Below are 14,218 nucleotides of genomic sequence, written 5' to 3'. Positions count from 1 at the left end.
CTTCACAACAATGTACTGCATACTTGGATATACTCTGTTGATCATTACGCTGGCAACAATCTTCATTGTTGCACGGATGGCATCAGGGACACCTGATGCATGGTCACCAACCTTTACGAGTGAGTATGACTTTTGCCACTCATACTTACTTTTTTGATATTAAGTAAGCGGTTACAAATAAATTTATGTTATTATACCTTTTATTGTCAATACACATAATAAGTGAAAATAACAATCCCTTTAGATTGCTGGTAAGCCTCTATCCAGCGGTGAAAATCAGTGAACTATCTATCATCATAACAAGACGTTACGATAAAAAAGCACAGCCTATGGCTGTGCTCTTGTTTGTTCCAAATTATGATTCATTGACTGGTGCTGTCGTCTGACGGATAACCAGATTGGAGGGTTCCGTAACAACTGGAGGAGAATACGCCGGATTCTCGATCATGGCAATCAGATATTCAATGGACTTAATGCCAATGGAATAGATGTTCTGATTCACCGTGGTCAGCCCTGGTTTGAACACCTCAGCATAATACGTATTGTCGAATCCAACAACCGAGATATCCTCCGGTACACGCAGTCCATGCTTTTCAATTTCATGAATCGCACCAAAGGCAGACATATCCGAAGCACAGACAATCCCCGTTGGCTGATCCTGAAGTGCCAGCAACCGCCGGGCAGCCTTGCTTCCCCCATCGAATGAATAATCGCAGATCTCCAGGTATACCGTAGAATACGGAATGCCACATTCTTTCAGCCCTTCCCGATATCCTTCCAATCGCAGATTGGCTACGGCAGGTCCAAGCGTGCCTGAGATATAGGCAATCTTGTGATGCCCAAGCTCATGCAGATGTTTGACACTCATCGAGATCCCGTTCGCGTTATCCGTTGTAATGTACCCGGCACGCTTGCCTAACATGTCTGTATCAACAAACATCGTCGGAATCTCTGCATCCACCAGTTCCTGAATACTCGCGTTTTCTCTACCTTCCCCGAATACTACAACACCGTCCACATTACGGCTGCGGCAATGTTTGATGAACGAGTATGTCGGGTCATCGAATCGAGTAGACAACCGGACAAGATCATATCCACTGTTCTCCAGCGCAGTCTTGATCCCTTCCAGCAACTCTGACACAAACGGGTTCGTAAACGGAACCGTTAACAGTACGCCCACCGTCCATGAACGGCGTTTTACAAGTCCACGTGCGACCACATTGGGTTGATATTTCAATAATTCGATGGCTATATTGACTTTTTTGCGTGTTTTTTCACTTACATCGGGATAATCGTTTATCACTTTGGAAACGGTTGCAACAGATACTCCCGCTTCCTTGGCCACATCATGGATAGAAGCCATCTGATCACCTCAACCTCTTTCAAATCCCCTGTCTCCGGCTGCATTTTCTATAACATCGGCAGGTTTGTCTACCCATTATAGCTTAAAACAGCCTGAAACGGTATGGAAGCTTCCTAATGGTTTTAACGTCTATTCCTGCTGTTCCAGTTTCTTCAAATCCAGAGACAGTTTCTCCATTGTTGTCGCAAATACAGCAAGTTCAGCCGAGCGTGAAGCTTGGCTCCGTGCACCGCGGGACGTATGATCCGACTCCTGCTGCACACTGCTCAGTTTCTTCATGATCTGCTCCAGATTAGACTGAATTTTACCCTGGGCATCCCGGGAACTTGCTGCAAGCTTGCGCACCTCACTGGCGACTACTTCGAAGCCTCGTCCAAACTCTCCTGCATGAGCAGCTTCAATCGCTGCATTCAGACCGACAAGATGACTCTGATCCGATATCTCCCGAATGAGTTCACCCATTTTTCCAATCTGATGGATCTCCCCCGTCAATTCAGTGAGCAGAACTTGAGCCTGATCCTGAGAAGCAGCTGTTTCTTTCGCTACACTCGAGATCGCCGAAGCATTTTCATTTAATTCACTAATCATGCCCGTAAGCTCTTGCGTAATCTGTGTGATCGCCTGCAATGTATGTTGTTGATCATCGGCAAGCTGTGATAACTTTTCTTTTTCTTTCTTCTCATAGGCCTCAAGGACAAGCTGTGAATCCAGATTGAACATTTTGCTAAGCGCCTGGATGACCAGATGCCAGGAATCAGGGATAACCTGTTGGAATATGCTTGTTGCGATATCTAGGTAGACCATATAAGTGCCCAGATAATAATCCTCGGACAAACCAATACGGGAATGCACAAGTCCAATCGCAATTCGCTGCTCAATATATGCGTCGTCAACGACCCCGTCCGTCATTGATAACCAGTACATCTTCTGTGTTTCTTTGAGGCGATCAATCGTAGAGAATCGGGCGATCAGATCTACCAATTCAGGATAATTTCCCACATGATTGTAGAAATGATCTACCACTTCATTAACGACTTTTTTAAAAACAGGCCGATGATCGGCAAGCAGGGCTAAATCCCCTGTGGTTAATCCCATGTAATCAAGTTGCTTCTGTCTTGTTGCGGAAATACTGCTCATATCTGGTTCAGTCAGCTCCTTAATAAACACTATATTACTTTAAATTGTAAATATATGTATTGATTATAGACTAAAATACCTAAATATACATATACCATTAGAACTAATTCTCTTTAAAATTAACCTTATTTGTCAGCTTTTTAGATGTATAAGACCCTCATCGAACTAAAAAGGCCCCGACCCTGCTGTGAAGGAGCCTCACAGCAGGCATCAGGAGCCTGATCCGGAATGGTTCGTTGCCGATTAGCGATTAAGCAGACTGCCCACATAACGTAGCAGTTCGTTCGCACTGGCTGCGGTATATCCATGTTCCTCAATTAACCGTTTGATCACTTCATTCATTCGTTTCAATTGTGTGGCATCCGGTGTTTTGGTTGAGGTTGTGATCTTGACTATGTCTTTCAGATCGGTAAACAACTTCTTCTCAATCGCTTCACGCAGACGATCATGGCTGCTGTATTCAAACTTGCGCTCCTTGCGGGAGTATGCCGAGATTCGAATCAAAATCTCTTCCCTGAACGCTTTCTTCGCATTCTCGGAGATCCCGATCTGCTCTTCAATGGAACGCATCAAACGCTCATCCGGGTCCATCTCTTCATCCGTGAGCGGATCACGAATCTTGGACCAGTTGCAGAATGCTTCGATGTTATCGAGATAATTCTCGAATAACGTTCTGGCTGACTCCTCGAACGAGTACACAAATGCTTTCTGTACTTCCTTCTTGGCCAGTTCATCATACTCCTTGCGTGCAAGAGCGATAAAGTTCAGATAACGCTCCCGCTCTTCCTTCGTAATTGAAGCATGCTGGTCCAGACCGTCCTTGATGGCCCGCAGAATGTCCAGCGCGTTAATGCACTGAAGATTTTGCTTGATCAAAGCACTGGATATCCGGTTGATGACATACCGTGGGTCAATGCCAGACATCCCTTCATCCAGATACTCATTTTGCATCTCGCGCAGATCGGCTTCTTTGTATCCTTCCACTTCTTCACCATCATACATCCGCATTTTTTTCACGAGATCCATGCCCTGTTTCTTTGTTTCCTTCAAGCGGGTAAGTATCGAAAAAATGGCTGCAGTCCGCAGTGCATGCGGTGCAATATGAACATGCTTCATGTCACTTTGCTGAATCAGCTTGGCATAGATTTTCTCTTCCTCGGACACCTTCAGATTGTACGGAATCGGCATGACAATCATCCGGGATTGCAGCGCCTCATTCTTCTTGTTGGAGATAAAGGACTTATACTCCGATTCATTCGTATGCGCCACAATCATTTCATCCGCACTGATTAGGGCGAAGCGTCCTGCTTTGAAATTACCTTCTTGCGTGAGCGACAAGAGATTCCACAGGAATTTCTCATCACATTTCAACATCTCCTGGAACTCCATCAGCCCACGGTTAGCCTTGTTCAACTCCCCATCAAAACGATAGGCACGTGGATCGGATTCGGAACCAAACTCCGTAATGGTAGAAAAGTCGATACTACCGGTCAGATCGGCAATGTCCTGCGATTTCGGATCAGATGGACTGAACGTTCCTATCCCCACCCGATTATCTTCGGAAACAAGGACTCGTTCCACCGGCACCTTGCTGATATCACCACCATATTCGGTACGCAATCTCATCTGGCAGGATGGGCAAAGGTTACCCTCAATGCGGACTCCAATTTCCTTTTCCACTTCAGGACGAAGCTCCAGTGGAATCAGATGCAGCGGTTCCTCATGCATTGGGCATCCATCAATGGCGTATATGGCACCTTTCTCTGTCCGCGAGAACTGTTCAAGCCCCCGCTTGAGCAGCGTCACCAACGTCGATTTACCTCCGCTTACGGGACCCATCAGGAGCAAGATCCGTTTACGTACATCCAGACGGCGTGCTGCCGAGTGAAAGTATTCTTCGACCAGCTTTTCAATCGATCGATCCAGTCCGAAGATCTCTTGTTCAAAAAACTTGTACCGCTTATGCCCACCTACTTCTTCCACGCCAAACGATTCAATCATCTCATACACTCTGGCGTGAGCCGTCATTGCCGGAGTCGGGTCCTCTCTCAGCAGCGCAATATAATCTTCAAATGTTCCGTTCCATGTCAAACGGTCACTCTCTGCCCGATGTTCCGCAACGCGTTCAAAAATATTCATGCTTGGTACCTCCCATGGCTCCTTTAGTGTGATTGTCAACCATTCCGAATGGTATGAAGAAATCAATAGAATTGCGGCTCCTGCTTGAATACCAATCTCGCGGTCCTGTGTAGTCCCGCCACCCTCTGTCCAAACATCTTGTTTTGTTGTGAAAAGTGTATTACATACCTATGCGGCAATTCGGATAAGTTGACCTCTTTTTTTCAATCAACCACTTCGAATTTTGGCTTTTCCCTGTTCTATCAGACATCTTGTGCCCTCAGAAAAAAAAGAACGAATATGATATAATGAGGGTTCTAAATTCAGGAAACCGGACAACACATGGTCAGAGACAGGCCACTTCAGGAAAGGAGTACGGACGATGGCTGTGCAATACGAAACTGAATTATATTCGCCTGTGAAGGCTTTCTTCGAGCAGCGCGGCTTCGACGTCAAGGCGGAAGTCAGACATTGTGACCTCGTAGGGGTCAGATCGGACCAGGACGAACCACTCATTGTGGAGATGAAAAAAACATTTAACCTCTCCCTGTTGTTGCAGGGCATGCAGCGATTGAAGCTTAGCCCGTTCGTGTATCTGGCCGTCGAGCGCAATCGTAGCAAACGCGGCGCCGTAAACCAACGCTGGAGCGAACTGACCGCACTATGCAGACAACTCGGTCTGGGTCTGCTGACTGTCACATTTTACAAAACCAAAGCTCCCCTGATTGATGTACTGTGCGAACCATCTGCCCAGACGGCCCTCACTAGCCATAAGCAAGTTGCCCGCAAAAGCGGTATCCGGCGGAAACGTTTGCTCAAGGAATTCGACGAACGCAGCGGAGACTACAATACGGGAGGCAGTACACGCAGACAACTGGTCACCGCATATCGTGAGAAGGCCTTACGTGTCGCATCCGCTCTACGGACGAACGGCGAATCCTCTCCCGCCAACCTTGCCAGACAGACAGGTGTAGGTTCTGCAGCGGCGATTCTGCAAAAAAATTATTATGGCTGGTTTGAACGCCTCTCCCGCGGAAAGTATATTCTGACGATCAAGGGAGTACAGGCGTTAACCGAGCATGCACACATGCTTGAGGATAATGATATGATCGAACGAACCATTAATGAACTTGATGTAACGTATATCAAAAAATGAGAATGCAAAAACACCTGTAATCTCCAGTGGAGACTACAGGTGTTTTGGTGAGTTCTATATAAAAGAATGCTATTAGAATTTTACTGCTACTTCGGAAGCCAATTTCAGACCTGCAGTAACGATTTCTTCAGCACGATCTGCAGCAGCATTATGTCCTTCAACGATAACCAGCTCAGGGTTTTGAATGCCCCAGAAAGCCAATACGTTAGTTACATATTTAACAGACATTTCAACAGAAGCCATTGGCTCTACGGAATAAACGCCACCACGTGCGTTCAACAATGCCACTTTTTTGTCGCCTACGAGACCTACAGGGCCTTCAGCTGTGTATTTGAACATTTTACCAGCTTGGCTCAGGTAGGAAATGTAGTTCACCAGTGGAGCAGGAACAGTGAAGTTCCAGAGCGGGAATGCAAATACCACTTTGTCTGCTGCCAAAAATTGATCTTGCAGTTGTGCAGCCAGTGCTGCAGCTTTTTGCTCTTCAGCAGTTGCTTCAATGCCGTTTGCCGCTTTGTAGCCACCTGTAATTACAGTGTTGCCATAGTAAGGAATATCTGTATTGTAGAGATCCAGCTCAGTAACTGTGTCACCTGGGTGGGACTCTTTGTATGCGCTCAAGAATGCATCGTACAGTTTAACGCTGACTGCTTGATCTGCAGGACGGTCATTTGCTTTTACGAATAAAATATTAGACATGTTGAATTTTCCCCCGTTAAATAAAATATATGAGTGCCCTTTCTGAATTCACCACAATTGCAGCTTATATAAAGAAACCAACAACTCATTAATACATATTATATATAAAAATGTTAGTGGATGCAATAACGTAATCACTAAGTTCATGAACCAATTTGCATTTTGCTACAATCTATTTTGATTCGACTCAGCTGCGAGCCGTAAATTCGGATATGGCTTCACTGATCAGGTTCATGCCGAGCAGCAATTCATCGCGTCCCGGATGGCTAAAGTTCAATCGAATGTAACGTTGATCCTGTAGACCTGTTGAGCATAGCGATCCTGGAAGAAAAGATACACCTTTGGGCAGAGCCGCCTTGAGCAGAGCGCCACTATCCAATCCATCCGGCAACTGTACCCACAGATACATACCGCCCTCAGGGATGTTGTACTGACATCCTTTCCAGCCCGGTCTCTTCAACAATTCAAGCATCAGTTTGAGCCTTGTCTTATATTCCCGGTTCAGCATGGACAGGTGATCACTCCATCGAAAAGGGGAATGGGCGAGCAGTTGATACAACAGCCGCTGATTCATCGGACTGGACTGACCATCTGCAATCCGTTTAACGGAGGCCATGGCCTGAATCAGCGCAGGATGTCCAGCAGCCCATCCGGTCCGAAGAGCGGGCGCTACCGTTTTGCTAAACGAACCGATGTAGAGAACATGTCCACCCTGATCGGCAGTATCCAGTGCAAAGAGTGAAGGATATTTACGATAGAATTCCGCTGGCTCCAGGCCATCGAAATGAAGCTCTCCGTAAGAATCATCTTCCACAAGCAACACACCATAGCGCGAACACAGCTCAAGGACAGCCTCCCGCCGCTCCATACTCCACAAAGCACCGGTCGGATTCGAGAAGCTGGGTGCAGCAAAAAGCAGCTTCGGTCTCACCTGCTGCATGTGCTGCTCCAAAAGGTCTGGCAGTATGCCGTCCCGATCACCCATCACGGGTACAATCTTGGCTCCTTGCATCTCCAGAACCTCTAAACAGCCTGGAGATGTGGGATGTTCCACCAGTACGGAGTCCCCTGGCTCAAGTAATAGACGCATCACCAGATCGATGGCCTGCTGGGTACCAGTCGTCAACAGAATCTGCTCGGGTACCGTTCGTATGCCTTTGCGTGCATTCCAGTCTTTGTTCAACCACTCTCTCAAGGGTGTGTAGCCTGCTGGCTCTCCATATTGCAATGCGGAAGGGCCTGAACTAAAGACAGACACCGCTGCTTCTTCCAGCAATTTGAAAGGAAACAACTCCTCCGCAGGCAATTCCTCTGCCAGAGAAATGAAATAATCCCTGCCAGACATCTCACGTATATCCCTCAGCGGTGATGACAAAAGCCTGTTGGTACGGGAAGCAAAGAAATATTTCATCGATCCGATCCCCTTTCATCCCTATCGAAACTGAACTCGCAGTCCGCAGCCCTACAACCTATTCCTGCTCGCCATCGAATATGACCGGATGCACACCTGACCTGTTATGAGGATGGGAAGAACTAAACCGGTTCGTCAGGATACCGTCTTCGCCTGCCTTGCATGCAAGGCATAACGTTCAATGGCCTGTGCTCTGCTGCTTACTTCCAGCTTCACGTATATTTTACGCAGATAATTATCAATCGAGCGCCTGCTAACGTTGATCTCACTCGCTATTTTATCATAGGTTACACCCTGAACAATTCTTTCCATGATAAAAGTTTCGGTTTCGGTTAATTCAATGACACGTTCTTCGGTTGGAGACTCGACGGGTTGCGCCCACTCCGCACTGTTTAACCACGATAATGGAATGGATACATGGCCCTCACGTAACCCCGAGATCAGATGAATCAGCTGGCTAGGGGAAGCCTGTTTCGATAGCATGCCGCTTGCACCAAGACTCATCAGATGACGAAACAGCTTCACATTGTCTTCATCTGTCAAAATGATGATGTGACTATGTGCCGACAGATTCTTCATCTGGGCAATATATTGATCTGCCTGGCCCTCTGGAAGTCGATAATCCATGAGAATCAGATCAGGCTGGTGAATGTTCACCAGATCGAGCCCTTCTGTTCCGGTCGAAGTCATGCCACGTACCGTCAGATCCTGCTGCTCTTCCAAAATCAATTTTGTACCGAGCATGCTGGTGGGGTGGATATCTACGATGACCACCTGCCATACTTTTTTCATTGTTGTTCCCCCTGTTATGTATTGGACAAATAACTTCTACCTTCTGCCATGATGATTCCACTGTCTATGCGACAGTCCGAGTATAGAAGAAGCATAGGTCGGATTATGTCGAAAAACAGAAAAATACAGGGTAAAGCTGCTAAATAAGCTCTATTTTCACTGTATTTTGTCATAAAAACACCATGACGTTCATCTTTCCATGCCCGGAAAGGTCAAAATATAGTATAAATTTCCTGCATTTCTATCTAAAAAAGTCGAAAAACCTGCCCAAAGTTCCTACTTATTGCATCTATAAGAAATTGTATCCTAGGACTTCCTTCCGATGCAATCTCTTTTTACTCTATTAAGTAAAGAATTTCATTTTTGCGTAATCAATAGGGGCATGATAGAATGAGGACTGGAAAAATTTTTGTACCTATAAATGACCAGGAGTGATGATATGAAACCATCTGCCCCGCCCTCTGACATCCATCACACCCGGAGCGCCAAAGGCAAGGCCGGATCTTCAATCAAGCTGTTTCTGGTAATGTGGATTGTTCTCATTGCACTAGGAGTCGTTGGAACCTACTATTATAGTAACCATCTCCAGCAACAGATGATTAACCAGCTTCAGGCCCATAATCAGCAGCAGATTGCAGCGCTAAAAACCGACTACGAAAAGCAGCTAACAACGATATCGAAGGAAGTCGCAGACCTGCAAGGACAGGTGCAATCCTTCAATGAATTGCTGACTTTTACCAAGGATAATGCAAGTGACAAAACGGATAACAGCAACAAACTGTATACCCAGCTGAGCGAAGTCAAAAAACAACTGGAGACACTCCAGAAAAAGATGGACCTGCTCAAATGATTACACCCGTCAAACAGGTTAATCGTTTTTTTATGCTTGCACTCGCTCCTTTTGTTGGATTGATATTATGCCTGCTGCTGCTTCGTCCTCCACTTGAACCCGGAGGTTTGATTTCTGCCGAACTGTCAGAGGACACTATTACACCCCGGACCCAAGCAATTAGCCAAGAGCTTGCAGGGGCAAAAGACGCTGCTGTCCAAACTTCTTCTTCTATTAAAAGAACGACGCAGCTCTATAATAAAACAACGAGTACGATGTCTACACTTGTGCAGAAGGCTACTGCTCAGGCGGATCGTCCAGAAACCATTTATAACAAGCGTATTTCCGCCAAGCTGGGCGTTCCATTTGAACGGGTAGACAGTGACCGATTGACGATTGAAATGTATAGAGTCAATCCTGGCAGCTATAAGGGCTATGCCATGAAGATTAAGCTTAAAGACCCCACGGCCATGCAGATGGCTCTGGACAGCGAACCTGGACGATCTGAGACGACCATGCAGGCTGTAAAACGTAACGGTGCAATTGCCGGGATCAACGCAGGCGGATTTGCTGATAGTGGCGGCAAACGTTATCCGCTCAGCACCACCGTCATGGACGGGAAATACGTGAACGGTTTTCAGGCCAGTTTCAAAGATCTGTTCTTTGTAGGACTTAATGATGCCGGCAAGCTGGTCGGAGGCAAGTTCTTCGACAAAAACTCCCTGGATCGCCTGCAGCCGCAATTCGGGGCTACGTTTGTGCCGGTACTACTACAGAATGGGCGCAAAACCGCGATTCCCGCCAAGTGGAAAGTATCACCCAAACGAGCGCCACGTACAGTCATTGGCAATTATAAAGACGACCAGTTATTGATCATTGTGGTCGACGGATATAATGAGGGTGGAAGTTCCGGTGCTACCCTTGAAGAGTTACAAGGACGGTTGTACAAGCTCGGGGTCATCGACGCCTATAATCTGGATGGCGGTGGATCTTCCTCGCTTATTCTGAATAATCGGGTTGTGAATAACCCCTCAGATGGCAGCCTCAGACCGGTGCCTACACACTTTTTATTTTACAAATAATAGGGTGAAGCATTTCTTTTCTACCTATAATGGTTATAATAGAAGAAAATGAGCTTGTGCAGGAGGTGCGAAGGGTATGTCGTTTTCACTGACATTCTGGATTATTGCAGTCGTATTGACTCTCTTCATTACAGGCATTCTCACTTCATCCTACAACAATGACAAAACAAAAGGTCTGTAAAGGCCAAGCCTCTCTTCGGAGAGGCTTTTTTTAATGCTTTAATGCTCTATCCTCGAAATAGCAAGAGACAAGGCTTAAAAGAATGATGCAATTCTTCTAAGCCTTGTCTCTTGCTGTATTCGGGATCAATAGCTAACCGCCCGGTCATTCCGCAGCGATATCACAGAATCAGACTGGGTAGGACCACTCACAGATCCACCTTCAACCAATGTTACGTAAATTCGTTCATGGTCGACGGGTTCGCCGGCGATAATCTTGATTAATTGTTCAGCAGCGAGCGATCCCCACTTGCGTTTGGAATAATCAATACTTGCTAATCTCGGCTGCACGTATTTGCTCAGTTCAATATTGTCGAATCCGATGACATCAATCTCCTGCCCAACGCCAAGTGCACTTTCCGCCAGACGATCACACAGACCAATGGCCATCTCATCATTGAGGCAGAATACCGCTGCGGGCCCATCATACACCTGTACAATCTGATCTGCGGCTCGCTCCCCACCGCTCTTCTCAAAATCCCCCGTGATCTCAATCCATTCCACATCCGCTTCACGTTCGGCGACCTGTCTTACAGCCTTCAACCGCTGCACAGAGTCAAACGAGCCTTCCGGTCCCGTCACCACGTAGATCTTCTTGTGTCCCTGTTCAATCAGATGTTCCATCGCAAGTGTTGCCCCGGCTTTGTTATCCAGCAAAACCTGATTAATGTTGGGATGATCCATCTCACGGTCCAGTACAACGATTTTGTGCCCTCGATCGGCATATTGCATCAGTTCTTCACTTGCAAACGTATGATCCAGAATGATTGCACCATCAATCATCCGTTCCGGAAGCATGCGATGGGATTGTTTACCGCTGCATACGATCAGGTCATAACCTTGAGCATTACATACGGCTTTCATGCCACTCAGCAAGTCTCCGTATACATCTCCGCTAAAATCGGTCAAGAATACACCCAGAATTTTGGATTCCCTCTTCTTCAGTGTTCTTGCAGCGGCATTGGGAACATAGTTCAGTTCTTTGGCAATGGCCAAAATTTTGGAACTCGTCTCATCGGTCACTTTGTTGCTGCCATTCAGCGCATATGACACGGTGGAGATGGAAACTCCCGCCTGTTTGGCGATATCCTTGATACTGACCACATTCTTCGCTCCCCTGTTATGTTTATCAGGCCATCCATAGTGAAAGGCCTGACACATTACTCTTTCCATCCCCCGGATTAAACGAGTCTGAATGATTTCTTCTGGGTATCCCGACTGTTTGCACCAACAAGAATATGGAACTCGCCTCGATCACTGCGATGACTTAAGTCCGAATGGTGATAACGAAGCTGCTCTTCATTTAATGTAAACGTGGCTATACCCGTCTCGCCTGGCGCAAGTGCAAGTTTCACATATCCTTTTAACTCACGCATCGGACGAACCACTTCACCCGTTACATCACGAACATACAACTGAACCGTCTCCACACCTGCACGCTCGCCCGTGTTGGTTACACGTACCTGGATGCTCAAGGACTCATCAGCAGTCAACTCATTACTTGAGACTTCAAGATCACCATAAGCGAAAGATGTATAAGAGAGACCATAACCGAACGGAAGCAACGGTTCATTCGGGCTGTCAATGTATTTGGAAACATAACGTTCTTCCGTCTTCTCCGGGTTCAATGGACGGCCTGTATTGAAATGGTTGTAATAGACCGGAATCTGACCTACAGACTGCGGGAAGGACATCGTCAGACGTGCAGATGGATTCACTACACCTGTCAGAACATCTGCAATCGCTGCTCCGCCTTCACTACCCGGGAACCAGGCTTCAAGAAGGGCATCCGATTCATCGATGACACCATGAAGATCCAATGGACGGCCATTGAAAATAACGGTGGCAATTGGTTTGCCGGCTGCTTTGAGCTGTTTGATTAATTCCAACTGGGCTGCTGGCAGACGGATATCCGTGCGTGAGCCGCCTTCTCCGCTCATCTCGGAGTCTTCCCCTAGAGCGAGAACAATCAGATCTGCTTTGCTTGCCACTTCCAGAGCTTCGGCAATCTGCTCAGTTGTAATCGTATGAACATCACTACCTTGGGCAAATTGAACTTTCCCACCCGTCAGGCGTTCTTGCAGAGCTGTCCCCAGCTTAACTGCATCTTCCTTAACCCCTTCACAGGACCACCAGCCCAGAATGTCTGGACTCTGTGCAAAAGGACCAATGAGGGCTACATTAGCTTCCGGTTGAAGCGGAAGCACATTGCCATCATTCTTCAAGAGCACAGCTGATTTCGTTGCCAATTCATACGATACCTGACGATGCTCTTTGGAGAAAACAATCTCGCGCTCACGTTCCGGATCGGCTGCACGCAGCGGATTGTCGAACAATCCCAATTTTTCTTTCAATTGCAGAATTCGCAGAACGGCTTCATCAATGAGCTCCTCTTCCACTTCACCGCTCTCAATCAGCTCAGGCAAATGATGAACGTAACAAGGTGTCATCATCTCCATATCTACCCCTGCACGAATGGCACGATACGCCGCTTCACGGTCATCTTCCGCAGCGCCGTGTGCAATCATCTCGCGAATGGAAGCCCAATCCGAGATCAATACGCCATCAAAGCCCCACTCCTCACGCAAAATGCCACGCATTAACTTCTCATTGCCACTCGCCGGAATACCGTCAACCGTATTGAACGAAGTCATGACCATTTCCACACCCGCATCCAATGCTGCTTTGTACGCTGGCAAATAGTACTCACGCAAGTTACGCTCGGACATGTCCACCGTATTGTAATCCCGACCACCTTCAGCCGCTCCATACGCTGCAAAGTGTTTAACACAAGCTGCAAGGCGATCAGGCTCATCTTTCAAGCTATCTCCTTGATATCCTCTTACGAACGCAGCTGCGAACAAGCTGTTCAGATAAGGATCTTCTCCTGTCGTCTCCATCACACGGCCCCAGCGCGGGTCACGAACCAAATCCACCATCGGTGCAAAGGTTACATGTAAACCCGATACAGCCGATTCACGTGCTGCAATTTCAGCACTTTTCTCAGCAAGTTCGGTATCCCATGAGCAACCAATCGCCAGCGGAATCGGGAAAATGGTTTTGAATCCATGTACCACGTCAGCCATGAACAAGAGCGGAATGCCCAGACGGCTTTTCTTCATATAAGCTTGCTGCACATCAATGATGGCCTGGGCACCGGACAACCCCAAGATGGAGCCGCTGGCATCCACGGACTGCTCCGTGATTCCCATCTCTTCCATGGGCCCTGTGATCTGGCCTTCAACATTCGTTCCTTCATAAAAGTTGGCAGTCAACTGAAGAAGCTGAGCTGTTTTTTCCTCCAACGTCATCTGTTTTACCAGGTCTAGCAACTGCTCGTTATTCATCGATAGTATCCTCCACTACAAATTGTTGAAATAAAGAACCCGGCTGCGTTCGGGGAGAGACCGCG

11 protein-coding genes are annotated in these 14,218 nt (G+C 47.1%); 3 read left to right on the top strand and 8 right to left on the bottom strand.

Going from position 1 to position 14,218, the window contains the following annotated elements; genetic code table 11:
- Positions 1 to 355: 355 nt before the first annotated feature.
- The 3 genes from NYE45_RS08925 to NYE45_RS08915 form a co-directional block, all read right to left on the bottom strand.
- Positions 356 to 1,363 carry a LacI family DNA-binding transcriptional regulator gene (locus NYE45_RS08925; RefSeq protein WP_340016417.1) on the bottom strand — a complete coding sequence of 336 codons (1,008 nt, stop codon included), beginning with the start codon at positions 1,361 to 1,363 and terminating at the stop codon, positions 356 to 358.
- A gap of 129 nt (positions 1,364 to 1,492) precedes the next feature.
- Positions 1,493 to 2,500, bottom strand: coding sequence for a globin-coupled sensor protein (locus NYE45_RS08920; protein ID WP_340016416.1), 1,008 nt, complete (start codon positions 2,498 to 2,500; stop codon positions 1,493 to 1,495).
- Between the two features lie 243 nt (positions 2,501 to 2,743).
- Positions 2,744 to 4,639 (bottom strand): PrkA family serine protein kinase, encoded by a 1,896-nt coding sequence (locus NYE45_RS08915; protein WP_062833494.1) that lies wholly within the window; start codon positions 4,637 to 4,639, stop codon positions 2,744 to 2,746.
- A 361-nt stretch (positions 4,640 to 5,000) separates the two neighbouring features.
- Here NYE45_RS08915 and NYE45_RS08910 point away from each other — a divergent pair, with 361 nt between their 5' ends.
- A complete protein-coding gene (locus tag NYE45_RS08910; protein WP_340016415.1) occupies positions 5,001 to 5,774 on the top strand; it encodes a DUF2161 family putative PD-(D/E)XK-type phosphodiesterase in 774 nt (257 codons plus the stop codon).
- A gap of 72 nt (positions 5,775 to 5,846) precedes the next feature.
- Here the strand turns inward: NYE45_RS08910 and NYE45_RS08905 are convergent, their stop codons facing one another.
- The 3 genes from NYE45_RS08905 to NYE45_RS08895 all read right to left on the bottom strand — a co-directional run bounded on the left by NYE45_RS08905 (position 5,847) and on the right by NYE45_RS08895 (position 8,676).
- Positions 5,847 to 6,473 carry an FMN-dependent NADH-azoreductase gene (locus NYE45_RS08905; protein ID WP_340016414.1) on the bottom strand — a complete coding sequence of 209 codons (627 nt, stop codon included), beginning with the start codon at positions 6,471 to 6,473 and terminating at the stop codon, positions 5,847 to 5,849.
- Positions 6,474 to 6,660: 187 nt separating this feature from the next.
- The gene (locus tag NYE45_RS08900; RefSeq protein WP_340016413.1) at positions 6,661 to 7,884 is read right to left on the bottom strand and encodes a PLP-dependent aminotransferase family protein; all 1,224 of its coding nucleotides are present in this window, start codon (positions 7,882 to 7,884) and stop codon (positions 6,661 to 6,663) included.
- 135 nt (positions 7,885 to 8,019) lie between these two features.
- Positions 8,020 to 8,676, bottom strand: a complete 657-nt coding sequence (locus NYE45_RS08895) for a response regulator transcription factor (RefSeq protein WP_062833491.1) — start codon at positions 8,674 to 8,676, stop codon at positions 8,020 to 8,022.
- A 439-nt stretch (positions 8,677 to 9,115) separates the two neighbouring features.
- Between NYE45_RS08895 and NYE45_RS08890 the strand changes: the two genes are divergently transcribed.
- Both NYE45_RS08890 and NYE45_RS08885 read left to right on the top strand, forming a co-directional pair.
- Entirely contained in the window at positions 9,116 to 9,526 is a 411-nt protein-coding gene (locus NYE45_RS08890) for a uroporphyrinogen-III C-methyltransferase (protein WP_062833490.1), read from the top strand.
- Entirely contained in the window at positions 9,523 to 10,587 is a 1,065-nt protein-coding gene (locus tag NYE45_RS08885) for a phosphodiester glycosidase family protein (RefSeq protein WP_340016412.1), read from the top strand. The genes NYE45_RS08890 and NYE45_RS08885 overlap by 4 nt, the downstream gene beginning before the upstream one ends.
- A gap of 306 nt (positions 10,588 to 10,893) precedes the next feature.
- On the opposite strand, the gene NYE45_RS08880 is transcribed toward NYE45_RS08885, so the two are convergent.
- Together NYE45_RS08880 and bglX are read right to left on the bottom strand one after the other, a co-directional pair.
- The gene (locus NYE45_RS08880; RefSeq protein ID WP_340016411.1) at positions 10,894 to 11,910 is read right to left on the bottom strand and encodes a LacI family DNA-binding transcriptional regulator; all 1,017 of its coding nucleotides are present in this window, start codon (positions 11,908 to 11,910) and stop codon (positions 10,894 to 10,896) included.
- A 77-nt stretch (positions 11,911 to 11,987) separates the two neighbouring features.
- On the bottom strand, positions 11,988 to 14,153 hold the full coding sequence (gene bglX / locus NYE45_RS08875; protein WP_340016410.1) for a beta-glucosidase BglX: 2,166 nt from the start codon (positions 14,151 to 14,153) through the stop codon (positions 11,988 to 11,990).
- Between the last annotated feature and the right edge of the window lie 65 nt (positions 14,154 to 14,218).

It is taken from the genome of Paenibacillus sp. FSL K6-1318 (assembly GCF_037976905.1).
Lineage (GTDB): Bacteria > Bacillota > Bacilli > Paenibacillales > Paenibacillaceae > Paenibacillus > Paenibacillus amylolyticus_A.
This window is presented reverse-complemented; position numbering and strand designations above follow the sequence as displayed.

Excerpts from the sequence above, each read along its gene's own strand:
- NYE45_RS08925 (WP_340016417.1), bottom strand. The coding sequence starts at position 1,363 with ATGGCTTCTATCCATGATGTGGCCAAGGAAGCGGGAGTATCTGTTGCA.
- NYE45_RS08920 (WP_340016416.1), bottom strand. The coding sequence starts at position 2,500 with ATGAGCAGTATTTCCGCAACAAGACAGAAGCAACTTGATTACATGGGA.
- NYE45_RS08915 (WP_062833494.1), bottom strand. The coding sequence starts at position 4,639 with ATGAATATTTTTGAACGCGTTGCGGAACATCGGGCAGAGAGTGACCGT.
- NYE45_RS08910 (WP_340016415.1), top strand. The coding sequence starts at position 5,001 with ATGGCTGTGCAATACGAAACTGAATTATATTCGCCTGTGAAGGCTTTC.
- NYE45_RS08905 (WP_340016414.1), bottom strand. The coding sequence starts at position 6,473 with ATGTCTAATATTTTATTCGTAAAAGCAAATGACCGTCCTGCAGATCAA.
- NYE45_RS08900 (WP_340016413.1), bottom strand. The coding sequence starts at position 7,884 with ATGAAATATTTCTTTGCTTCCCGTACCAACAGGCTTTTGTCATCACCG.
- NYE45_RS08895 (WP_062833491.1), bottom strand. The coding sequence starts at position 8,676 with ATGAAAAAAGTATGGCAGGTGGTCATCGTAGATATCCACCCCACCAGC.
- NYE45_RS08890 (WP_062833490.1), top strand. The coding sequence starts at position 9,116 with ATGAAACCATCTGCCCCGCCCTCTGACATCCATCACACCCGGAGCGCC.
- NYE45_RS08885 (WP_340016412.1), top strand. The coding sequence starts at position 9,523 with ATGATTACACCCGTCAAACAGGTTAATCGTTTTTTTATGCTTGCACTC.
- bglX (WP_340016410.1), bottom strand. The coding sequence starts at position 14,153 with ATGAATAACGAGCAGTTGCTAGACCTGGTAAAACAGATGACGTTGGAG.